The sequence below is a fragment of the Neorhizobium sp. IRS_2294 genome (assembly GCF_050500145.1).
Lineage (GTDB): Bacteria > Pseudomonadota > Alphaproteobacteria > Rhizobiales > Rhizobiaceae > Neorhizobium > Neorhizobium soli.
In genome coordinates this window covers 885,977-909,262 of the sequence record NZ_CP191439.1, presented here as the reverse complement: position 1 = coordinate 909,262, position 23,286 = coordinate 885,977, and the positions used below count along the sequence as shown (strand labels likewise).

Sequence of the window (23,286 nt, the reverse complement as noted above, 5' to 3'; positions counted from 1 at the left end):
CCAACAAGATGACCAAATGGTGGAAACCATGTTGCTCAACGATGAAGTGCAGTTGCTGAAGAAAGTTCCTTATTTTTGCCGGGTCGATCCGTGCAAACTTAAGCTGCTTGCCTTTACCTCCGACCGCGTTCTCTACGAACCGGGGCAGGATATTTTCTCACAGGGCGACAGCAGCGATGCTGCCTACGTGATCCTGTGCGGAAAGGTCGACATGATCAGCGGTTCGGCGAATTCCGAGACCAAGATCGGCGAGGCCGGGTGCAATTCCATTATCGGCGAGATGTGCCTTCTCTCCAATTGCTCGCAGGCCGTTACCGCACGGGCCGTGACTGAGGTCGATGTTCTGCGCATTACCAAGGATGCCTTCTTCAAGGTGATCTCCGACAATCCGCGCATGAGCATGGAAATCAGCCGGACGCTCGCCGAAACGATCCGTGGTGCCCGCATGGACGACATGCGCCGGGACCGTCAGCACGCCTGATTGCCCGTCATCGGCCGTTATCCACAGGTTATCCACAGCCTTTCCCTCGGCTCATCCGCTGGTCTTTGAGCGCGCAAACGATGCCATTTGCGCGCGTTGGACACTCGGTCAGCGGTGCTGACGATAGGTTTTCTCTGACCTGAATTTGTGGCGGAACACGGGCGTGGCGCTGGTCCTCACGCCCGTTTCACGGCCTGTTTATCGCTTGCGATAATAGAAGTAGCGGCCCTCCTCCACACTGGGCAGGCGCGGCAGTTCTTCAAGATCGGGGTGGTCGAGCGGCAGGCCGCTGACGGCATAGGCGCCCGACGCGAGCATGCCAGCCGCCATTTGCGGCAACCACTGCAAGGTTCTCGCATCCGCATCCGGATAGCCGGTGCCGATGTCCGCATGCACGAGGGCAGCGTTCTTGCCGACATATTCCTGGCCGGTATCCTTGATCTCTCCCAGCACGACGTCGTTTTCGGACGGTGCTTCAGTGCGGTGGGCGCCGTTGGAGCGGTCGAAGGCGAGGATGCGGCGGTCGGCGAACAGCTCGCGCAGATGGCTATAGGTGCGGCCGTTGCCGATGCCGACCTCGTAGACATCGCCCGAAGCTGGCAGGCCGAGATCGTTCTTGATGTGATTGAGGATGTCGCGCTGCGCGGTCATCCGGTTGATAAAGCTGTCCAGTCTGCTCATTGCTTTCCCTTTTCCGGCGATCAAGCGTTGAGATAGGGCACGGTTACGCCTTGACGATGGTTTGCGACGTGATGCCGCGATTGGCCATCGCATTGCGGGTATCGACGACCAGCGGCGCACCATCGGCAATCGCCTGGTAGTCGAAGCTGTCATGATCGGTGGCGATGACGACGGCATCGAAATCGCCGAGTTGATCGAGCGCGACGGACTTGCGGCCCATCAGGTGACCGTATTCGCGGGTGCGCGGCACTTCGGAGACGTAAGGGTCGTGATAGGCCACGTCGGCACCGCGTTCCAGAAGCAGTTCCATCAGCCGCAGCGACGGGCTTTCGCGGATATCCGGCACGTTCTTCTTGTAGGCGAGACCGAGGATGAGAACCCGCGAACGGCTGAGCGCCTTGCCGAGCATGCGGTCGAGCGCTTCGGCCAGCCGGTCGACGACATAGCGCGGCATTGCCGTGTTGATCTCGCCGGCGAGTTCGATGAAGCGGGTCGGCTGGTCGTATTCGCGTGATTTCCAGGTGAGGTAGAACGGGTCGATCGGGATGCAGTGACCGCCGAGGCCCGGGCCCGGATAGAAGGGCATGTAGCCGAATGGCTTGGTCTTGGCGGCGGCAATCACTTCCCAGACGTCGATGCCCATCCGCTCGTAGACGATCTTCAACTCGTTCACGAGCGCGATATTGACGGCGCGGAAGACGTTTTCCGTGAGCTTGACCGCTTCCGCGGTGCGGGTGCCGGAGACCGGAACGATGGTTTCGACGACGGCGCCGTAAAAGGCTGACACCATGGCAGACGCCGCCTCGCCATCGCCGGCAACGACCTTCGGGATGGTCGAGGTCTGGAAATCGCGGTTGCCGGGGTCTTCGCGTTCCGGCGAATAGCCGAGGAAGAAATCCTCGCCCGCAACCAGCCCGGTCTTTTCGAGGATCGGCTTCATCACCTCTTCGGTCGTGCCGGGATAGGTGGTGGATTCGAGAACGACGAGCTGGCCCTTGCGCAGGGCGCCGGCGATCTGCTCGCAGGTTTTTGCGACATAGGACAGGTCAGGTTCGCGGTGACGGGTGAGCGGCGTCGGCACGCAGATGGCGATCACGTCGCATTCGGCAAGGCGTGCGAAATCGGTCGTCGCTGCAAACCGGCCGGCATCGCGCTCGGCGGAAAGTACGTCGTCGGGCACGGCCTCGATATAGCTTTTTCCCGCCTCGATCGCGGTCATCTTGGCGGGATCGATGTCGAAACCGGTGACCTTGAAGCCGGCGCGGGCGACCGTCATGGCGAGCGGCAGGCCGACATAGCCGAGGCCGATGACGCCGATCATTGCGCGCTTGTCTTCGATGGCGGACAAAAGATCCGTCGCCTGTGGCGATTGCTGGTTCAAGGATGGCACTCCGGAGGCATTCAAACTGGGAAGCCATCAGGTGAGCCCAACGACTGGCTCTGTCAAGAGATCGGGCTTTTCACGCTGGCGTGACGGATGCTATCCCACAGCATGGACATCGCCTTCTACGCGCCACTGAAATCGCCGAACCATACCGTCCCCTCAGGCGACCGGCTGATGGCACGGCAATTGATCGAGATCCTTGGGGTCAAAGGACACAAGGTCGATCTGGTTTCGGAGTTCCGCGCGTTTCTGCCCGAGCAGACCTCGTCGACTGGGGAACGCGATGCGCAGGCGGCGCACGAGGTCGAGCGGATTTCGACTGAGTGGGAAAGACGACTGGCACTCGGCGAGAGACTGCCGGACCTGTGGTTTACCTACCACCTTTATTACAAGGCGCCGGACCTGATCGGCCCTACCCTCTGCCGTCGTTTCGACATTCCCTATGTGACGGCGGAAGCCTCCTATTCGCATCGGCGCAATTTGGGGCAGTGGGTGGAAGCGCAGGAAATTGTAGTGGATGCGGTCGCACTGGCGGCGACCAATATCTGTTTCACCGGTCGCGACGGACGCGGGCTTGCAGAGGTGGTGCCGGATGCGAAGCTTTCGCGGCTGTTTCCGTTTATCGATCCGACGCCCTATCTGGCCCGCGCGCCATCGCCCGAACCGGGGCGGCTGGTGGCTGTCGGCATGATGCGGCCGGGCAACAAGTTTGCCTGTTATGCAGCGCTTGCCGAGGCGCTGAAGCAGATTGCCCATCGTGACGACTGGCACCTCACGGCGATCGGCGACGGGCCGATGCGGGCTGAGGTGGAGGCTCTCTTTGAGGGGGCGCTTGCCGGGCGTGTGGAGTGGATGGGCTTGCAGAGCGCCGAGGAGGTTGCAGCGCTGCTGTCGACCGCAGCGATCCTGACATGGCCGGGGGTTTCGGAAGCCTATGGGCTTTCCTATCTGGAGGCACAGGCATCCGGCGTGCCTGTGGTGGCGGAAAACGGGGCCGGTGTACCCGAGGTGGTGACCGACGGGATCGGCGGCATCCTGACGCCACCGGGAGATGCGGCGGCCTATGCAGCGGCAATCGAGCGGCTGCTGGATGACGAGACGGAACGGCTGCGGCTCGGCCACGCTGCGCGCGATTTCGTCGTGTCGCAACGATCGATCATGGCTGCGGCCGACAGGCTTGACGAGATCATCACCGCCATAGGCGCAAAGGAAAAAGCATGATCGAAAACGACCTGAGGCTGGCGCTCGACCGGCTTGCCGACAACGGAAGGCGGATCGATTTCTGGCTGCGCGACGATGACGCTGTCGAGCCGACGGAACAGCTGGCAAAGCTTGCGACCATGGCCGATGCGTTTTCCGTACCGGCAACGCTTGCTGTCATCCCCGAGATGACGGGTGCCGATCTCGCATCCTATCTCGACACCCAGCCGCATCTCGATGTCGCGGTGCATGGCTGGTCGCATCGGAACTATGCGGGTGCGGGAGAAAAGAAGCAGGAACTCGGGAGCCATCGCCCCCTGCCCGATATCGTGTCCGAGCTGAAGGCCGGGTTCGACAAGCTGGCAGAGCTGCATGCGCCCCGCTTCCTGCCGATGCTGGTGCCGCCGTGGAACCGGATTGCGCCCGAACTGGTCGAGGCGCTGCCGGCGCTTGGTTTCAAGGCGCTTTCCACCTTCGGGCCGGAAAAGACGGCGTCGGTTGCGATGCTGAACAGCCATGTCGACATCATGGACTGGCACGGCACGCGCGGCGGACGGCCGGCTTCCGAACTCATCGCGGAAACGATCGCGCTGATCGAGACACCGGAACGGGTACCTGTGATCGGCGTGCTCGGCCATCATCTCGTACATGACGACAATGCCTGGCATTTCCTCGACCTGCTGTTCGGCGTGACGGCGGATCACCCCGCTTGCCGCTGGCGCTCGGCCCGGGTCTTGCTGGGGCTCTAACCCGACGCGTTACTGATCGCTTCGAGCCTACCAGCTCTTCCAGGCGACCAGCAGGCCCTCTCCGGACGCAACCGCGTCCCCGCAGGCTTTCTCGACTTCTGCAATCGGTGCGCCGCGCTTTAGCGAGGCGGCGACGAGGCCGAAGGGGGCGAGGAACACATTGGTCTGCCGAAACAACATGGTCATGATCAGCGGACCTGTGGACCACCAGGCGGGCGCCTGCGGCAGCGCCGCCATCACGTCGGGAAACACCTCGAGCATCTTTGCAAAGGCGGGATGGCCGGGCGGTGTGGCGATGAAGGAATTGGCAAGAAGAAGGCTTCCCGCCCCGACATCGCGCGCCACATCCTCGGCGATGGCGCCGAGACCGATCAGCGGCAGGAGATCGCCAAAACCGATATCCTCGCGGGTCGGATACCAGTCGCAGTCGAGATAGATGCCGCCATGCTCCAGCAAAATGGCATAGCGGGCGACATCGACGGCGCCCGGATAGTCTCCGTCTTCAAGCATGGCAAGATAGGCGGGATGGCTTGCGATACCAAGCTGTTCGAGATCCGCCTCGCGCCACAGGCGGTATTCGAAGCCGGTCGCCTTTGCATGGCTTTCCCAGCGGGTGACTGCTGGCGGCAGCGGCAGCGTGCCGATCCAGATCTGGTGGATAATGCGCGGCACCGGCTTTCGCCCAAGCTCTGCCATCAACCGTTTCTCGTCTGCATCGAAGGTGATGAACGGCGCCATCACGGCGGGATCGGGGACGAGGCCGTGCTGCAGACCGACGCGGCCGATTGCGTCGCCCTCCGCTTTGGCAAGCTTCAGCCATGCGGAGTGAAGCTTGCGCGGCATTCCGAGAGCCGTGCGCTCGCCAAGAACGTCTGTCGTCATCACCGTTTCGTCGGCGGAAAGTGATGTCAGCGCCGCCTGCGCCTCCTCCAGTTTTCCGGCCTCGATCAGGGCACGGGCATCGGTGATCTTGCGCTTATAGGTTTTCTGGTCAGACTTTTCGGCTGTCACGTGTAATTTCACCTCGCTGTCACGCAACGCTCCTAGGGGATATGCGTTTAACACTCGAATTTCTCGATCTCCGCCAAGAGGTCAGGCTTATTGGCGCAGATGTCAACCGACATGCAGGGGGGCGCATGATAGGGACGATCGGCAGCGGGGTTGCTGCAATGGACAGGTGCACGAGCGTGCGCTACCGTGTTTTGCAATCGATCAATCTTACCTCTCTGCTCCATTCTCCGGGAGCCGGACTTCATTGATGAACCCACCGAAGGAAGTTCTCCGCATCGAAGGATTGAACGTGTCGTTCCCGGTCTGGGGCGGCGCGATCCAGGCGGTCCGGAATCTCAGCATGCGGATACGCCCGGGCCAGGTCACGGCACTGGTGGGCGAAAGCGGTTCCGGCAAGTCGGCTCTCGGCCGCGCGATCATGGGGATCGAGACCGACGTCGCCAAGATTTCCGGGTGCGCGGTGTTCGACGATCCAGCGACCGGCCAGTCCGTCGATTTGATTGCGCTGCCCCGCGACGGGCGGCAGATCCGCGCGATCCGCGGCAGCCGCATCGGCATGATCTTTCAGGAACCAATGACCTCGTTCTCGCCGATCCACACGGTCGGCAACCAGATCGAGGAAAGCCTGAAAATCCATACGGCGATGTCGCCTGCGGAGCGGCGAGAGGCGAGTGAGGAGACGCTGTCTCTGGTCGGTTTCGACAATCCTGCCCGCGTGTTCGACATGTATCCGTTCGAGCTTTCCGGCGGCATGCGCCAGCGTGCGATGATCGCGATGGCTCTGGTCTGTCGCCCGGCGCTTCTGATCGCCGACGAGCCGACGACGGCGCTCGACGTGACGATCCAGGCGCAGATCCTCAAGCTGCTGCAGGAGCTGCAGGCCAAGCTCGGCATGGCGATGCTCCTGATCACCCACGATCTCGGTGTCGTTGCATCGATGGCCGATGAAGTGGTGGTGGTCTATCGCGGCGAGGTCATGGAGGCTGGCTCGGCCTCGGACATTTTCCGCAATCCGCAGCATCCCTATACGAAGGGGCTGATGGCAGCGGTGCCGGATTTCGACAGGCCACGCGAGGAGCGCCTGAAGCCGCTGCGCGAAATCAAGGTGGATACGGTTGGCCTGATGGGACGGCGCAAGAGCGAGAAGGTCCTCCCCGAGATACTGCTGTCGGTCAACCACGTCACCAAGAGCTTCGTCACCAAGAAGGGTGCAGGCTTCGGTTTCGGGGCAAAGCCCGAGCGGACGGTGGCAGTCAATGATGTGAGCTTCGAGATCCGCCGCGGCGAGACGCTCGGGCTCGTGGGCGAAAGCGGCTGCGGCAAGACCACGCTCAGCAAGATCCTGATGCGCGGGCTGTCGGTCGATCATGGCAGTGTCGTCTATAACGGTGAAAACGGTCCGGTCGACGTGCTCAACTGCGAAGGCGAAGTGCTGGACGATCTGCGCACTCGGCTGCAGATGGTGTTCCAGGATCCGGTCTCATCACTTTCGCCGCGCATGCCGGTTCGCAGCATCATTCGCGAACCGCTCGACATCCATGACCGCGGCCCGCTCGCCAAGCGGCAGGAAGCGGTGCGCCGGCTGATCCATGCGGTGGGCATGCCCGAAAGCGCGCTGATGCGCTATCCGCATTCGTTTTCCGGTGGCCAGCGCCAGCGCATTGGGATCGCGCGGGCACTTGCTCTCGGGCCGGATCTGGTGATCTGCGACGAACCGGTTTCGGCGCTCGACGTGTCGATCCAGGCGCAGGTGCTGAACCTGATGAAGGACCTGAAGTCCGAACTCGGGCTGACCTATCTGTTCATCTCGCACAATCTGGCTGTCGTGAACTACATGGCAGACCGGGTGGCGGTGATGTATGCGGGGCGGATCGTGGAGATCGGCCCCTGCGAAACGATCATGCGGGCACCTGTTCATCCCTATACGAAGAAACTGCTGGCCGCCGTGCCTCTGCCGAGCCTCGACCACAAACTGGATTTCGAGACGATCGGCACGCCGACGGCATCGGCCATGAAGATCTGGGGCAAGCAGTTCCTCGACGAGAAGGACAGCGCGGAGCTGACCCATGTGGATCTCGGCGGCGGGCATCTGGTTCTTGCCCGCACCAATGTCGATGCGCGGGAGCTTGTGGCAGGATGACGATTTCCAGACGGCATATGCTGGCCCTGTTGGGCTCGGTCGCGGGTGCAACCGCAATCCCGGCGCGGGTGTTTGCGGCCTTTAGCCAGTCCGACTATCTCGCGCAGATCCCGACCGAGACGCCGCTGCCTCCCATCGAGGAGCGTCTGCCGAAGACGCCGCGCGTCCTCAACCTTGCAGAGCGCGGGCTAAAGCCCGGACGTTACGGCGGTTCGATGCGGATGCTGATCGGCGGCCAGCGCGACATCCGCTTCATGCCGATCAACTGTTACGCCCGGCTGGTGGGATATAATTCCGACCTGAAGCTGGAAGCCGATATTCTGGAAGCCTACGAGGTCGAGAACGACCGCGTCTTCACCTTCCGCTTACGCGAAGGCCATAAATGGTCGGACGGGAGCCCGTTCACGGCCGATGATTTCCGCTATGTCTGGGATGATGTCTTTCACGAGAAGAAGCTCGCCAAGGGCGGACCGCCGGCCGGGCTGATGATCAACGGCAAGCCCCCGCGGTTCGAGGTGATCGATGCGCGCACCGTGCGCTACAGCTGGGACGATCCGAACCCCGATTTCCTCGCCGACCAGGCCTCGCCTTCGCCGATCCGGCTGATGTTCCCTGCTGCCTACATGAAGCAGTTCCATATGCGCTACCAGACGAAGGAGCTGCTGGCACAGCATATCGCCCGCGAACGGGTGGACGACTGGGCGGCGCTGCACCAGAAGATGTCGCGCGTGGTGCGGCCGGAAAACCCGAACCTGCCGACGCTGGATGCCTGGCGCAACCGCACGGCGCCGCCGGCCGAGCGCTTCGTGTTCGAGCGCAACCCCTATTACTACCGCGTCGACGAAAACGGCCTGCAGCTTCCCTATATCGACAAGGTGATGCTGGACGTCTCCTCCGCGGACCTGATCGCCGCCAAGACCGGCACCGGCGAGAGCGACCTGCAGGTGACCAACCTCGATTTTGCCGATTACACGTTCCTGAAGAATGCCGAGCAGCGCTACCCGTTGAAGGTGGATCTGTGGAAGCGGACGCAAGGATCGCGCATGGCGCTGTTTCCCAACCTCAACTGCAAGGATGAAGGCTGGCGCAACCTCTTCCGCGACGTGCGCTTCCGGCGTGCGATGTCTCTTGCGATCAATCGCGGCGAAATCAACAAGGCGGTCTTCTATGGTCTTGCGACCGAGAGCTCCAATTCGATCCTACCCGACAGCCCGCTGTTCAAGCCGGAATACCAGAAGGCCTGGGCCGCTTTCGATCCTGATCAGGCGAACCGGCTGCTCGACGAGATCGGTCTTGTGCTGGATGAAGACGAAGGCATGCGCCGCCTGCCCGATGGCCGGTTGGCGAAGATCATCATTGAGATAACAGGCGAAAGCACGTTCGAGACCGATGCCTTGGAACTGATCGGCGACCAGTTGCTGCAGGTCGGCATCAAGATCTACCCGCATGTGGCCCAGCGTGAGCTTTTGCGCCGGCGCGTGAAGGGTGGCGATGCGATCATGTCGGTCGGCGGCGGCCTCGACAATGGCGTACCAACTGCCGACATGGCGCCGAAGGAACTGGCACCGACCAGCGACGACCAGCTGCAATGGTCGATCTGGGGCCTCCATGCGCTTTCCGGCGGCAGCGATGGCAAGGCGCCTGATCTTCCCGAGGCAAAGGCGCTACTGGACCTTTACAGGGAATGGCGCAAGGCCGAGGGTTTCGACCAGCGGACGGATGTCTGGCACAAGATGCTGGCGCTGTTTACCGACCAGGTGTTTACGATCGGCATCGTCAACGCCACGCTGCAGCCCGTCGTGCAATCGTCCAAGCTGCAAAACGTGCCGTCGAAGGCGCTCTACGGTTTCGACCCCACATCCTATCTCGGCGTCTATCTGCCGGATGCATTCTGGTATGACGAGGAAACTGCCTGATGTTCCGCTACATTATCTGGCGCATCCTCGTGATGATCCCGACGCTGGTGCTGATCTCGATGCTGATCTTCACGATCATCGAGCTGCCGCCGGGTGACTATTTCGAAAGCTATGTCGAACAGCTGAAGGCGATGGGCGAAAAGGCCGATCTTCAGGAGATCGAAGACCTGCGTGCCCGTTACGGTTTCGATCAGCCTGAGCCGATCCGCTACCTCAACTGGGTGGCCGGCATGATGACCGGCGATTTCGGTTATTCGTTCGAATACCGCATGCCTGTCACGGACGTGGTCGGTGACCGGGTGTGGCTGACGATCCTCGTTTCCACCCTGACCATCATCATCACCTGGGTTCTCGCCTTCCCGATCGGCGTCTATTCGGCCACCCACCAGTATAGCTGGGGTGATTACGGGCTGACGCTTCTTGGCCTGATCGGTCTTGCCGTTCCCAATTTCGTGCTGGCCCTCGTTCTCATGTATCTCGCCAACATCTATTTCGGCACGTCGATCGGCCATCTGATGGACGCGCAGTACATGTCGGAATCGATGAGCTGGGCGAAGTTCAAGTCGATCCTCGAGCATATCTGGATCCCCGTGCTGATCATCGGCACTGCCGGGACAGCCGGCATGGTGCGGCGGTTGCGGGCCAACCTTCTGGATGAACTGCACAAGCAGTATGTGATGACCGCGCGTGCCAAGGGCCTGCATCCGTTCAAGGTTCTGACCAAGTATCCGCTGCGGATGTCGCTCAACTTCTTCATCTCCGATATCGGCTCGATCCTGCCCTCGATCATTTCAGGGGCTGAAATCACCGCGGTCGTGCTGTCGCTCGAAACGACCGGCCCGATGCTGATCCGCGCCCTGCAGAGCCAGGACATGTATCTTGCCGGCTCGTTCCTGATGTTCCTCAGCTTCCTCACTGTTATCGGCGTACTGATTTCAGACATTGCGCTTGCGATGTTCGACCCGCGCATCAGGCTTCGCGGCGGGAGAACCAAATGACGGTGATCGACAGCAGCGATGCGGGCAAGCTGCCGCATTACGTCCGCGAGGGGGCCTTCGACCCTTACGAGATCGAGCGCGATGCCGACGGCAGTGCGCTGAAGGTCCACGAGGCATCGCAGCTTCAGCTGATGTGGTGGCGCTTCAAGCGGCACCGGCTGGCGCTGATTTCCGGCATCCTTCTGCTCATCGCCTATCTGATGATCGTGGTCGTCGAGTTCCTGGCGCCCTACAAGGTGCATACCCGCAATATCGATTTCATCTACGCGCCGCCGCAATCGGTGCATCTGTTCCACGAGGGTAACTTCGTCGGTCCTTTCGTCTATGGCCAGAAGATGGACCTGGACATGACGACGCTGCGGCGGAACTATTCCGACGACACGGCCGATGTGCAAAAGCTACGCTTTCTCTGCCAGGGCGATCCCTACCGGTTCTGGGGCGTGGTGGAGATGAGCACGCATCTGGTCTGCCCCGCAGAAGGCGGCCAGTTCCACCTGCTCGGCACCGACCGGCTCGGCCGCGACATGCTGTCGCGCATTCTCTACGGCGCAAGGATCTCGCTGACGATCGGCCTTCTTGGTGTTGCCACAAGCTTCATCCTCGGCATCGTCATCGGCGGCATTGCCGGCTATTGGGGCGGCTGGTTTGATACGGTCACCCAGCGCATCATCGAGGTGCTGCAGTCGATCCCCAGCATTCCGCTGTGGCTGGCGCTGGCGGCCGTGATGCCGGCCGACTGGAGCCCGCTCGTCATCTATCTCGGGATCACCTTCATCCTTGGTCTGCTCGACTGGACAGGGCTTGCGCGCGCGGTGCGCTCCAAACTGCTGTCGCTGCGCGAAGAGGATTACGTGCTTGCCGCACAGTTGATGGGTGCCGGAAGCACGCGCATCATCGGTCGCCACCTGATCCCCGGTTTCATGTCGCATCTGATCGCCAGCGCGACGTTGACGATCCCGGGCATGATTCTTGGCGAGACGACATTGAGCTTCCTCGGCCTCGGTCTTCGCCCGCCGATCACAAGCTGGGGCGTTCTTCTCACAGAAGCGCGAAGCGTCAGCGCTATCGCACTTTATCCTTGGCTGCTGCTGCCGGTCGTGCCAGTGATATTCGTCATACTTGCCTTCAATTTCCTCGGTGATGGTCTTAGAGATGCGGCAGATCCATATAAATAGTGACTGCTGCGGCATGCCGCTTTGTCAGACACATCGTTGCCGGTAGGAGTTTCGGGCATGCCGCGACATCTGAATAATGCCCGTATTCTCATGTACAGCCATGACACGTTCGGGCTTGGGCATTTGCGCCGTTGCCGCACCATCGCCCATTCGCTGGTGGAGAATTACCGCGGCGTGCAGGTGCTGATCATTTCCGGCGCGACGATTGCCGGTGCCTTCGATTACCGCGCCCGCGTTGACTTCGTGAAGATCCCCAGCGTGATCAAGCTGCACAACGGCGATTACACGTCGATGGACCAGCATATCGATCTGGCCGAGACGCTGAAGATGCGCCATTCCAGCATTCGCCATACCGCCGAAAGCTTCGAGCCCGACATCTTCATCGTCGACAAGGAGCCGCTTGGCCTTCGCGGTGAAGTGGAGGACACGCTGGTCTATCTGAAGACCAAGGGCACACGTCTGGTGCTCGGCCTTCGCGACGTGATGGACGCGCCGCATCTGCTCAAGGCCGAATGGGAGCGGCACGATACGCTGCGCAAAATCGGCCAGCTCTATGACGACGTGTGGGTTTACGGCCCGCCGGAGTTTCATGATCCGCTCGAAGGGCTGGATGCGCCGGCGTCGGTGCGCCAGAAGATGCATTTCGTCGGCTTCCTGCAGCGCAAGGTGACTTCCGGTGCCGTGCCGGAAACCGACGCGGACGAGGACTACCTGCTGGTGACGACCGGTGGCGGCGGCGATGGCGCAGACCTGGTGCGCGACGTGATTGCAGCCTATCAGGCCGATCCGGCACTGACCTACAAGACGGTGATCGTGCTTGGGCCCTACATGCCGGCCGAGCAGCGCGCGGTGTTTACCGAGGCCTGCAAGGACGATCCGCGCCTTGAGGTGATCGAGTTCGACAACCGCATGGAAGACCGGATCGCCGGCGCCAAGGCGGTAATCGCCATGGGCGGCTACAACACCTATTGCGAGATCCTGTCATTCGACAAGCCGGCTCTGATCGTGCCGCGCACGCAGCCGCGCGAAGAGCAGCTGATCCGTGCAACACGCGGCGCGGAGCTCGGTCTCGTCGACATGCTGTCTGCCGACGACAGTGCCGATGCCACGAAATTTGCAGCCGCGATCAAGGCGCTGTGGAAGCGCGACCCGCCCTCGGTGACGGCACCCGGCTTGCAGATGGAAGGCCTGCCACATATCGGCGAGATCGTCGAAGGGTGGATGAAGAACAAGGGACGCCACCTTGCGATTGCGCAAGGCTAACACGCCCTCTCCCGACCTGACGCAGCCCCGGATGCAAGAACGCCCGGATGTAAAACCGCTGCGCATTTCTGCTGGAACTGCTTTGACATGACCAACAAGACCATCGTCGTGCTGCTGAAAGGTTATCCGCGGCTCTCGGAAACGTTTATCGCCCAGGAACTGCTGGGGCTGGAACGGGCAGGCTTTGCCCTGAAGCTGGTGGCTATGCGCCGCCCGACCGACAAGAAGCGGCATCCGGTGCATGACGAGATCAAGGCGCCGGTCAGCTATCTGCCGGAATACCTGCATGAGGAGCCGGTGCGGGTGGCAAAGGCGCTGATGAAGGTCGCAACGCTGCCGGGTTTCGGCTCGGCGCTCAAGGCGTTTTTCCGCGACCTGCCGCGCGATTTTTCCCGCAACCGTTTCAGGCGGTTCGGCCAGGCTGCGGTTCTGGTGGCGGAATGGCCTGATGATGCCGACTGGCTGCATGTGCATTTCATTCACACGCCGGCAGCCGTTGCCCGCTACGCAAGCCGCATGAGCGGCATTCCCTTTACCGTTTCGGCACATGCCAAGGATATCTGGACTTCAGAGCCCTGGGATCTCTCCGACAAGCTTGACGAGGCCGATTGGACGGTGACCTGCACCAAGGCGGGGCATGAGCGGCTGCAGAGCCTTTCATCCCGCGACAACGTGCATCTGAGCTATCACGGCCTGGATCTCGACCGGTTCCCGCATTTCGCAGGTACCCGCCCTGCCCGCGACGGGCGCGACCCGGATGATCCGGTGAGGATCGTCAGCGTCGGCCGGGCGGTGAAGAAGAAGGGGTATGACACGCTTCTGCGCGCACTGGCGCTGCTGCCGAAGGAGCTTGCCTGGCGCTTTACCCATATCGGCGGCGGCGATGAGCTTTCCCCCTCAAGGCACTTGCCGAAGACCTTTCGATCGCGTCGCGCATCACCTGGAAGGGTGCGCTCGACCAGCGCGAGGTGCTGGAGCATTACCGCGACAGCGACCTTTTCTCGCTCGCCTGCCGGATCACCGCCGACGGCGACCGCGACGGCCTGCCCAACGTGATGGTGGAAGCCGCAAGCCAGAACCTTGCCGTGGTGGCGACCAACATTTCAGGCATTACCGAACTTTTCGTCGATGGCGAAAACGGACTGCTGGTTGCGCCGGAAGATCCGGTGGCACTGGCGGCAGCGCTTGAAAAAGCGATCCGTGAGCCCGCCCTTCGGCAGCGCCTGGGTCAGGCCGCCGAGGCAAAGGTGCGCCACGACTTCGACCACCATACCAGCATTGCCGACCTCAACCGGCTGTTCACCAAGAGCTTTGCAAGCCTGGAGACCCACCGATGAACAACGGTACCTCGATCGGCAAGGGCCGGCGCGTCCTGTTTTATGTGCAGCACCTGCTGGGTATCGGCCATATTGTTCGGGCAAGCCGCGTTGCCACGGCACTGCAGAGCGCCGGGTTCGACGTGACGCTGGTGACGGGTGGCACGCCGGTGAAAGGCTTTCCGCCTGCAGGCATGGCGCATGTGCAGCTGCCGCCGGTGGTCGCCTCCAACAGCGGATTTTCATCGCTTAGCGATGCCACGAGCGGCGAGCCTGTGGACGAGGCCTTCCAGGACCATCGCACCGGCCTGCTGCTTGATCTCTTTCACGACCTGAAGCCTGACGTGGTTATCACCGAGGCCTTTCCCTTCGGTCGCCGGCAGATGCGTTTCGAACTTCTGCCGCTGCTGGAGGCGATCAGGTCTGCCGAGCCAAAGCCGCTGCTTCTCGCCTCCGTGCGCGACATTCTGCAGGAGAACCGCAAATCCGGCCGCGACGACGAGACGATTGCCCTGATGCGCGATCATTTCGACGGCGTGCTGGTGCATGGCGATGCGGGCTTCGTGAAGCTTGAGGAGACGTTTCGCAGGGCGTCGGAATTTGCGGGCAAGATCCATTATACCGGCCTCGTCGCACCCAACACGCCCACCCCCTCGCCCGACCGGTTCGACGTGCTGGTCTCGGCCGGCGGCGGCGCCGTCGGTGCGGGGCTGATCGGCGCGGCCCTGGAAGCCGAGCGCATTCTCAACGACGGCCGCAGCTGGTGCGTCATCACCGGGCCCAATCTTCCCGCGGAGGATTTCGACCGTATTTCGGCAGAGGCCGGCTCCCGCGTGACGGTCATCCGTTTCCGCCCCGACTTCCCGTCGCTTCTGGCAAATGCCCAAATCTCTGTCTCGCAGGCCGGCTACAACACCGTCTGCGACCTGTTCCGCACCACCTGCCGGCCAGTCCTCATCCCGTTCGCGGCCGGCGGCGAGACTGAGCAGACTGTGCGCGCCGAAAAGCTCAAAGCGCTTGGACTTGCGCAAGTGGTGGATGAGGCTTCGCTGACCGGTGAAGCGCTGGCAGAGGCCATCCGAAGGGCGAGCGGGATCACTGGCGTTCAGGAACTGCCGTTTTCGCTGGATGGTGCGGAGAGGTCGGCGGAGATTGTGGCGGGGATGCTGGATGGGCGTGGATGAAACGCGCGCTTGTGAAGTGAGCTTTTTCGGGAAGGAGCCTTGCGGGACAAGGGTCAAACTGGTCGGAGTGAGAGGATTTGAACCTCCGACCCCGTCGTCCCGAACGACGTGCGCTACCAGGCTGCGCTACACTCCGTGACCAGTGGCGCCTCTATAAACCGGCATTTTCCGTTGCACAAGCGTGTGCTTTGAAAAAATATGAGGTCTCGTGCAGGCCTGATCATCGCTTCAAATACCTCGAGAACAAGGCGTTGCAAAAAAGCGGCTCGGATGAAAATTGAGAGCTGTTTGGAAAGATGATGTCGCGACAGGCAGCGGAAATCTGTTAGTGCGAGATCAAAGCTTTGCCCATCTCAAAAGCCCTGCCTGGCAGGCATTGTCTGGGGCGATCACCACATGCAAGAGGATTTGTTGAAGATTATGAGCCGCCGCCTGTTCCCCTTGACCGCCGTTCTCGCGGTAGCGCTTTCTGCATGCACCACTGTCAGCGTTGCCAGCAGCCCGATCAACACCTACTGGACCGGCCGTTCGGCTGGCGAGTTCTTCGCCAAGTTCAGCCCACCCTTGAGCGATGTCGATAGCGGCAGCTCGACGATCTACAACTGGCGCGGCGGCTATACCCGCATCAAGCTTGCAAACGGCAAATCGGTGAGCGTCAGCTGCTCGGCCAAGGTCACCGTTTCCGAAAGCTACACGATCCGTGACATCACCATCACCGCAGATCGTCCCGGCTCCACTGGCTCCAGCTATTGCGAAGAGTTGCTGCTGCCGAAGAAGTAAATGGAACGGGCATCGCCGTCACTCGGCGATGCCCGCTCAATGGCTCTCCCCGTCGAGGGGATAAAGGATCCGTCCGAGGCGTCTCAGCCACGGTTTGGATAGCTCGCGGAAGAACAGGATCGGGTTCCGGCGGAAATCGCGCGCATCCTGCTCTGACCCCGCCAGTTTGATCAGCCAAGCAATCGGCACGGTCAGCAGATGCCGCCAGCCGAACAGGCCATAGGCGCCCCGCATCTCGAAGCCCGGCCGCGCCGGCATCGGTACTTCCCTGATTTGAGTTTCCGGCATGCCCTTTTCGCGCCACTGGAGCGCCAGCGCCAGACAGGTTTCGAAATCGATCTGGGTCCCATCGACCGGATTGAAATAGCGCGGATAGAGAAGATAGGCCGCGGCGAACAGCTGTTCGATAGTAAGCCTGCGGCCCCGCCGCGGGTTCGGCTGCCGATCGTCGGTCAGGCCCCACCCGGCATAGAACGGACATCCGGCCAGCGTCACGGGAAGGCCCCGCAGCAGCGCTTCGAAACCTGCGAGCGACGTGATGGAGTAGACATGATCGGCGCGCGCGAGAAGCTCCGGGAGCGACACCGGCGCGGTGACAATTGTTGCGAGATCGGTGACGTCGGACGGATCGGACCGCTGCGCCCGGACACCGTTCAGAACATCGGGATGCGGCTTGTAAAGGATTTCGGCATCCGGGTTTTCCGTGGCTGCCAGCCGCACGAGGTCGTTGTTGGTAAACGGTCGATCGCAACCGAAGCGGATCGACGCGTCGTCCTCCACCTGGCCGATAACAAGTATGCGAGGCCGCGCCTGCACCACAGCATCGGCCGGTACAGCCTCTGCCGCCAGGAGATCTGCTCCTGCGCCTTGTCGGGCAGCGGCATTGTATTTGCTGAGGCCGGACCGGAGCAGAAGATCGATGCCGGCCCTTGCCCGCTCCATCAGATCAGGATCGGCATCGAAATCATAGCTGCTCAGGATATCTTCGAGATCGGAGGGCTGGCGGCTATCGAAATAGGGCGTGCGGCTATCAAGTGTGAGCGAGAACGGCAGGCTCTTGCTGGCATTGCCGACCAGCGAGCGGATAAACCCGTCTTCGAGAAATACGAGCGGGATATGGTTGGAATGCGCGAATTCCAGGATGGCATCCGAGACATTCCGGCTCCAGACCAGCAGGGTCGCGCCGGGTGTTGCGAGGATTAAGTCCTGCCAGTCTCGAACAAACGTGAGATCGCTCAGGTAAAGCGGCAGATACTGAAAGCTCGAATGCGGAAAATAGGCCTCCAGCATCCCTCGCTTCCAGCGGCGGATATGCACCGCAAACACGTGTCGTCCGTCAAGACCCGGCACTCCAGCGGCAATCATCCTCGACTGTCTTCCTTGTTCAAGCCTGTTTGTATCGGCGACATCGGAGGTTTTACGGCAATGGCGGGCGTCCGTCACGTGATTGCTAGGGAGACCTGAGACCGCTTCCGCAGCGCGGTCAAAAGCGGGGCAGGTTCTGTGATAAAAGCGCTGGCGACTGGAGTGTCAAGCGACAGCACTGACCACATGGACGCAGCGGCTGTGGCACGAGCAATCAATCTCAACATCCCGCTTATCTGCGTGGGAGCGCGCGACGGCAGTTTGGAGGATGATCGGTTCCCCTCGCTTCATGAACCGAAGCCGAGCAAGACCCCTGTAGCGGTCCAGGCACCGACTTCTTCTCCGGCGAGAACGTTCATCGCCGAACTTAACAACGTCGGAAACAGAGCAAACTGTTCGGTATCGACAAGCGCCCTGCTGACAATGGCCGACTGCGCCCGCATACGGGCAATGACTGCATCCCGGCCCTGCTTGCCTTGCTCTTGGTAGCGGCGAAGCTGCAGTCTCCTCAAACGCAGCTGGTCTGTCGTACTTGCGGGCAGCAGTTTCTGGACGCGGACACCCGCATCGATAGCCTCGGAGATTCGTCCTGCCGCTTCGAGATAATTGCGCTTGCGACGAAATAGAGAGACATTATCCGGCGAGATCGCGATCGCTTGGTCGAGCCAAAGCAAGGCCTTGTCAGTCTCTGCCGTCTTAAAATAGATGTTCGCCAGCTGAACCATGTCTGAGACACTGTTCGGTGCCAGGGATATGGCGACAAGGGCGGCGTTCTCCGCATCCAGCATTCGGCCCACAGCTTCAAGGCAAACGCGTCGGCGGCGAACGGTGGAAAGGTCGAGAGACGCCTCAGGATTGGCATCCAGATGCTGCAGTGCCTCGGCGTGGGCTCCCTTTGCGATCAGCATTCCGGCCAATTGCATTCGGTCGGACACGCTTGCGGGCAAAATTTCCAACACCGTCAACGCGTCGACGAATGCCGCATCCAGACTGCCACGTTTCTCCAGGAGGTTCCTCCGGGTACGGAGCAGACCAACATTGCGGGGTGACAGTTCGAGGCCTGCATTGATGGCGTCCAGAGCTGCGTCCTGTTCATCCAGTCTGCTGCAAAGGGAAGCGAGCCGATGGTAGAGCGATACCGTTCCGCCTCCAGCGACAATTGCATCCTTGGTTGCCTTTTTAGCCTCGCTGAGAGCCCCGCTCGCAATCATGACAGCAACCTGCTGGTACAGAAAGTCTGGGCGGCTACCGCCAATTCCGACGGCTACTTGCGACAGACGCGCAGCCTGCGCAAATCGGTTGCGATCAACCGCCCACTTGGACATCTCGTTGACTATGACGGCGGAGCGCCGCTTGGAACCGGCAGAAACGATACGCGGGCCGGGACAATCCCCCGCTAGCGCAGCCTGGGCAAACGGCTTCAGTTTGCCGATCTCGAGCATCGCCTGAGCTGAAGGATGGCCGGAAAAGGGGAACTCAACAAAATGCGCAACGGGGAACGCCGGACGAACCTCTCGTTCGATATAGGCTTTGTCCGCTGCGACGAGAGGGTCGTAGACAACATATGGCCTGAGTATCGGGTCGGAAATATCCTTTAGTGGCCTGTGCTGTGTTGGCCAACTGGTGACAAAGTGGGAATAGCTGGTGATAAGAAATCTCGGGTCGATCGAGTTGCGCGGCGAGATCGCAATGGCCGTCGCGCCGATGCAGCTGGCATAATAGAGAGCCGCATACCCACCCATGCTGGTGCCATACGTGAACCGCCGATTAAAGCCCCCTAGAACCGATTCTAGGGCTTCGGTAAAATCTGCAAAAGAGAGGTCTCGATACCAGTTGTCATGCCGCTTCTTCACAGAGACGACGGCATAGCCTTGCTTTTCGAGGAACTTTTGTCCGAACCCATCGCGGCTGGGATCGTTTTCGCCGAAAGACGAAAAGGTGACGACAACGCCCAAGCGTGGAGCTTGATACTGTCCAGCTTCGATAACGGTGTGGCCGTTGTCAAATAAGACGATCCCCACGTCCCATGCTCCCCAATGCAACTATGAATACATAGTCCAAAGTGCAAGCGCAGGCAATCTCGGATTGCTCGGTAACGGAATACAACCAAGCCTGCCGTGGTATTCTTGCATCGCTAGTCAAGCGGTTCCGGAAAAACCGTACGCCTTAATGATGGATACGCATATCCCGAAGCGCACGCTCGAGAGCCAGCCCCAAGAGCAGAACCGCGCAGGTCCAACCGATGATGTAGGGGACCGACAGCAGGTGGGTCGGATACGTGGGGTAAAAGCCCAACCTAAACAAAGCCACAAAAAGCATGATCGGGTTGTAGGCGGGGATCTCCTTCACCTGCGGGACCATATATTCCGGAATAAAGTATACCGCGCTGAAGAAGATCTGAATGCGCGCGATCATGCCCCAGGCAAATTTCCAAATCGGGAATAGAGCGATAAAGAAAGAGTTGATGAGACCAATACCGAACGAACAGAGCACGATTATGATGCCAAATTCTTTGATCGCACGGGGATTACACGGAATGGCGAACTTCGACAGACCAAACGCTGAGATCATGGCGAAGAAGAGGATGAACAAGATCGAGAACGACAGGAACTCAACGAACGTTCTCGCGATCGAATAGTCGGTTGCCTCAACATGCGGAATCGTTGTTACGGATTTCGCCGCAGCAATAGCCGATGCCGCACGAATGCTCATGGTTCTGAAAAACAGGACCGGGAGGATACCCGTCGTGATGAAACACGAGCAGACTGTCGCCGATCTATAGACCTCGATGCAAGAAGGTGAAGATCACCCAGTGAGCGAGGATAAAGAAGAGCACGTCTAAAAGATCGAATAGCTTTGAGAATGCGTGCTTGCTGTTGCGCAGCCGAACTCGCGGATGGTGAGGGCCGTGACGACCCGCACCTGACGCTGCAGGCCCAGCGCAACCGTGTAGAACACCAGATTAAACGTGATCCCTGATACTGTAGTAGACTAGCGTCAACACGACCCAGATACCACAGGCGGAAAGGAAGACCAGAAAGGTATCGAAGAATACCTTCGGATAGGATGCAACCTCAGGCAACCCCGGCTGCACGTAGGTCGCAAGATAGATCTGGTTGTGGCTCGCTTGTGCTCTAGCCGATTCGTAGTTCGTAAGAGCCGACTGATAGAGTTTTGTTGCGATCTCGACATCCGTTTGGATTTGGTCGTAGCGTGTCAGCACCTGTGCGTTGATCATTTCGCTGCCGGCACTTCCACCCTGCATGTTGCTGCCAACCTGGTCCTGAAGCTGTGCGACCTGCTCCTTGGTCGCGTTGATCTGGTTCCTCATCACAGACAGACGTGGCGACTTCGGGTCCATATATTGCGTCAAACTGTCATACTGCGCCTGCAGGCCGGCGAGTTCGCTGCGCAGCTTCAAGTTCAACTGAAGCCGACCGTCGGCCTCCTTGCGCGCATCGATCGACTTTTGGGTCGTGCGCAACTCTGTCTCTTCGCGACGAACATCCTTCAGGCGCGATTCGGCACGGGCCATTTCCGTATGCGCAAAGTCCATCTGGCTCTTGCGGGCTTCGTCAGAAATCTGATTGACCAGGCTCTCGCAAAGGACCTTAAGCGCGTTGGCGATCTTCTGGGCGTCGGCTGGTGTGAACGCCGCGACTTCCACGACGTTGATACCCGTCGTGATATCGTAATTCGTATGGATCGACGAGTTCCAATATTTGACGAGCGTTTCCAGCGAAGCCGAAGAATCGAGTCGGCTCATGTAATCAACGGCACCGCTGGAATATATCTGTCGAAGTCCGACAGCTTCCTCGAGCGCGACGACCGCATCGCGGCTGCCCACGTAGTCAGACACGATATAGCTGTTCGACATGATTAGCAAAGAGTCCGCTGACGACGAGCCCGCCCCCGCGCCGAGGTTTGGCCGCACGGAAAAGCGAAATTCCGAAACATACTGTGGCGCCGCAAAGAACGCGTAATAGACACCGGCGATGATCGTGGGGATAATCACGGCGATCAGGAAGAAAATCCATTTACCCCAGGTCTTGAGTCCGCCCTCGGAGGGCGCTCCGCGAACCTTGTAGGTAACTACGCTCTTCTGGCTGGGCGGAACTAAAGTGGGCTTCAGATCGGGGGTTCTTGCCGGAAGGTTGGCTGAAGACGGCTGCCGGCGGGCAAGGCCTGTCCCTCCAGGACGCACCTCATCCAGCCGCCTGAGCAGTGAGCCGTCTGACTTCATCCGATCGCCCTTTGTCAAATATGTTTGCTATGAAAAGTAACATAACGAAATGTCAGTCACCAAACAACCCGGCGCTCCACGTCTCGACCAGAAACGGGATCGTGAGCGCGTGTTAAACAGCGATATCGGCTTTTCGAAGGCTTAAGAGCGCTCGGCTTACAATCCGTTAACAGTGGAGGCGACACCCGCGCCCTGCGTGACAGGGGAAACAGTCGTGCTGACTAGGGTAGAGAACTTACGAAGCTCCGCAAGCGATGAGTTGGCAATATAAACCAGATCGCCGTTATTGACCTTGAAGCTCTTGAGGACGAAGAAGCCGCTCGGGTCCTTCAAATCGATCTGGTAGATGACGTTGACTGTTCCATCCGAATGCATGGCGCGCGCCGACGGATTGAAGCGACGAACCTCCGCGAGAGGTTCTCGACGATAGATGAAGATGCCCTTTGCGTTGGCGCGTTCATCGTTGAGACCACCTACCTTCGCGAGAGCCTGATTGAGGAAGAGCTGCGACTGGTCGAACGGCACGGATGCGTTGGCTGTCGCGGCGCCGAACACCGTGAAACTGCGCGGCTGACGGATCAAAGCGATGACGTCGTTAGCCTGCACATAGATGTTCTCGCGCGGGCTGGAGATCAATTTCTCCATCGGCATCGTCTCTGTCCGCATACCGCGCGAGATCTGGACAGCCAGCTGATGCGATTCCATGCGAGGTCCGCCCGCAGCGGCGATGACGTCCAGAAGACGTCCGCCGCCCGCGGTCAACGGAATTCGCCCGCTGGAGGCAACTTCGCCTGTCACAGTCACAGCGTTCGCATTGTTCTTTGCGACGTTGACGAGCACTTGTGGCTCGACTGCCATGCCGGAAAGAGCCTTCTCGATATCGGCCTTGACTTGCTGAGGGCTGCGTCCAGCGGCGCGGATCGTACCGGCATAGGGAACGACAATCATACCGCTTTCAGAAACAGGCTGCTCAGGAATCTGTGCACCACCCTGCCGTCCCGCGCCTGCGGAGAACAGGCCGTTCTCAGACGCTTCCCAAATCGCGACGGTGACGACGTCGCCGACGCCGATAAGGGATGTACTCGCGCGGCCGGAGTTACCAAAGGCAACTGACAACGGCTTCTCATCAGAAACGGAAAGAAGATCGGCAACTCGCTGCGTGACATTGATCAGAACGTAGGGTGCTTCGACAGAACTTGAACCCGATTCGATCTGACCAGCACTCGGGCCGGAGCTCGGAATAACGGAACATGACGTTGCAAATGAGCAAAGGGCTACCGCCGATGCGGCCAAAAGTCGTCTATGGGACTGCATTCACTTTTACTCTTCGCAATGGCTGCAACACTCCTCTGAGGAGCGCCAGCATCAGTAAACTACCGAGCAATCTTGTTCAACTGCGA

General features: G+C 60.3%; 18 protein-coding genes, 1 tRNA gene and 1 pseudogene. 11 read left to right on the top strand and 9 right to left on the bottom strand.

What is annotated here, in order from left to right; translation table 11 throughout:
• The first annotated feature begins 28 nt into the window (after positions 1-28).
• The gene (locus ACQY1K_RS04245; RefSeq protein ID WP_062454806.1) at positions 29-481 is read left to right on the top strand and encodes a cyclic nucleotide-binding domain-containing protein; all 453 of its coding nucleotides are present in this window, start codon (positions 29-31) and stop codon (positions 479-481) included.
• Between the two features lie 198 nt (positions 482-679).
• Here ACQY1K_RS04245 and ACQY1K_RS04240 read toward each other — a convergent pair whose 3' ends face one another.
• Together ACQY1K_RS04240 and ACQY1K_RS04235 are read right to left on the bottom strand one after the other, a co-directional pair.
• Positions 680-1,162, bottom strand: a complete 483-nt coding sequence (locus ACQY1K_RS04240) for a class I SAM-dependent methyltransferase (protein WP_113109650.1) — start codon at positions 1,160-1,162, stop codon at positions 680-682.
• A gap of 43 nt (positions 1,163-1,205) precedes the next feature.
• Positions 1,206-2,483 carry a nucleotide sugar dehydrogenase gene (locus ACQY1K_RS04235; RefSeq protein WP_430258905.1) on the bottom strand — a complete coding sequence of 426 codons (1,278 nt, stop codon included), beginning with the start codon at positions 2,481-2,483 and terminating at the stop codon, positions 1,206-1,208.
• A gap of 171 nt (positions 2,484-2,654) precedes the next feature.
• Here ACQY1K_RS04235 and ACQY1K_RS04230 point away from each other — a divergent pair, with 171 nt between their 5' ends.
• Positions 2,655-3,767: a glycosyltransferase family 4 protein gene (locus ACQY1K_RS04230; protein ID WP_430258903.1), complete on the top strand. Its 1,113-nt coding sequence runs from the start codon at positions 2,655-2,657 to the stop codon at positions 3,765-3,767.
• The gene (locus tag ACQY1K_RS04225) at positions 3,764-4,495 is read left to right on the top strand and encodes a polysaccharide deacetylase family protein (RefSeq protein WP_430258384.1); all 732 of its coding nucleotides are present in this window, start codon (positions 3,764-3,766) and stop codon (positions 4,493-4,495) included. The genes ACQY1K_RS04230 and ACQY1K_RS04225 overlap by 4 nt, the downstream gene beginning before the upstream one ends.
• 27 nt (positions 4,496-4,522) lie before the next feature.
• Here the strand turns inward: ACQY1K_RS04225 and ACQY1K_RS04220 are convergent, their stop codons facing one another.
• On the bottom strand, positions 4,523-5,506 hold the full coding sequence (locus ACQY1K_RS04220; RefSeq protein ID WP_430258383.1) for a glycosyltransferase family 32 protein: 984 nt from the start codon (positions 5,504-5,506) through the stop codon (positions 4,523-4,525).
• Positions 5,507-5,753: 247 nt separating this feature from the next.
• On the opposite strand from ACQY1K_RS04220, the gene ACQY1K_RS04215 reads away from it, so the two are divergent.
• From ACQY1K_RS04215 to ACQY1K_RS04185, 7 genes and pseudogenes are all read left to right on the top strand, one after another.
• Entirely contained in the window at positions 5,754-7,646 is a 1,893-nt protein-coding gene (locus tag ACQY1K_RS04215) for an ABC transporter ATP-binding protein (RefSeq protein WP_430258382.1), read from the top strand.
• On the top strand, positions 7,643-9,562 hold the full coding sequence (locus ACQY1K_RS04210; RefSeq protein WP_430258381.1) for an ABC transporter substrate-binding protein: 1,920 nt from the start codon (positions 7,643-7,645) through the stop codon (positions 9,560-9,562). Before ACQY1K_RS04215 ends, ACQY1K_RS04210 begins: the two co-directional genes overlap by 4 nt.
• On the top strand, positions 9,562-10,560 hold the full coding sequence (locus ACQY1K_RS04205) for an ABC transporter permease (RefSeq protein ID WP_062453560.1): 999 nt from the start codon (positions 9,562-9,564) through the stop codon (positions 10,558-10,560). Before ACQY1K_RS04210 ends, ACQY1K_RS04205 begins: the two co-directional genes overlap by 1 nt.
• Positions 10,557-11,735: an ABC transporter permease gene (locus tag ACQY1K_RS04200; RefSeq protein WP_430256220.1), complete on the top strand. Its 1,179-nt coding sequence runs from the start codon at positions 10,557-10,559 to the stop codon at positions 11,733-11,735. Before ACQY1K_RS04205 ends, ACQY1K_RS04200 begins: the two co-directional genes overlap by 4 nt.
• A gap of 57 nt (positions 11,736-11,792) precedes the next feature.
• Positions 11,793-12,998: a glycosyltransferase family protein gene (locus ACQY1K_RS04195; protein ID WP_113109645.1), complete on the top strand. Its 1,206-nt coding sequence runs from the start codon at positions 11,793-11,795 to the stop codon at positions 12,996-12,998.
• Between the two features lie 87 nt (positions 12,999-13,085).
• A pseudogene (locus tag ACQY1K_RS04190) lies at positions 13,086-14,335 on the top strand (glycosyltransferase).
• Positions 14,332-15,498: a glycosyltransferase family protein gene (locus ACQY1K_RS04185; protein WP_430258380.1), complete on the top strand. Its 1,167-nt coding sequence runs from the start codon at positions 14,332-14,334 to the stop codon at positions 15,496-15,498. The pseudogene ACQY1K_RS04190 and the gene ACQY1K_RS04185 overlap by 4 nt, the downstream one beginning before the upstream one ends.
• A gap of 59 nt (positions 15,499-15,557) precedes the next feature.
• On the opposite strand, the gene ACQY1K_RS04180 is transcribed toward ACQY1K_RS04185, so the two are convergent.
• Positions 15,558-15,634: transfer RNA gene (locus ACQY1K_RS04180), tRNA-Pro, on the bottom strand.
• Between the two features lie 284 nt (positions 15,635-15,918).
• On the opposite strand from ACQY1K_RS04180, the gene ACQY1K_RS04175 reads away from it, so the two are divergent.
• Entirely contained in the window at positions 15,919-16,278 is a 360-nt protein-coding gene (locus tag ACQY1K_RS04175) for a hypothetical protein (protein WP_174196041.1), read from the top strand.
• 36 nt (positions 16,279-16,314) lie between these two features.
• On the opposite strand, the gene ACQY1K_RS04170 is transcribed toward ACQY1K_RS04175, so the two are convergent.
• The 5 genes from ACQY1K_RS04170 to ACQY1K_RS04150 form a co-directional block, all read right to left on the bottom strand.
• Positions 16,315-17,643: a capsular polysaccharide biosynthesis protein gene (locus ACQY1K_RS04170; RefSeq protein WP_430258379.1), complete on the bottom strand. Its 1,329-nt coding sequence runs from the start codon at positions 17,641-17,643 to the stop codon at positions 16,315-16,317.
• Positions 17,644-17,930: 287 nt separating this feature from the next.
• On the bottom strand, positions 17,931-19,664 hold the full coding sequence (locus tag ACQY1K_RS04165; RefSeq protein ID WP_430258378.1) for a hypothetical protein: 1,734 nt from the start codon (positions 19,662-19,664) through the stop codon (positions 17,931-17,933).
• A 145-nt stretch (positions 19,665-19,809) separates the two neighbouring features.
• Positions 19,810-20,355 carry an ABC transporter permease gene (locus ACQY1K_RS04160; protein ID WP_430258377.1) on the bottom strand — a complete coding sequence of 182 codons (546 nt, stop codon included), beginning with the start codon at positions 20,353-20,355 and terminating at the stop codon, positions 19,810-19,812.
• A gap of 250 nt (positions 20,356-20,605) precedes the next feature.
• The gene (locus ACQY1K_RS04155) at positions 20,606-21,886 is read right to left on the bottom strand and encodes a hypothetical protein (RefSeq protein ID WP_430258376.1); all 1,281 of its coding nucleotides are present in this window, start codon (positions 21,884-21,886) and stop codon (positions 20,606-20,608) included.
• Between the two features lie 156 nt (positions 21,887-22,042).
• Entirely contained in the window at positions 22,043-23,179 is a 1,137-nt protein-coding gene (locus tag ACQY1K_RS04150) for a polysaccharide biosynthesis/export family protein (protein WP_062453569.1), read from the bottom strand.
• Between the last annotated feature and the right edge of the window lie 107 nt (positions 23,180-23,286).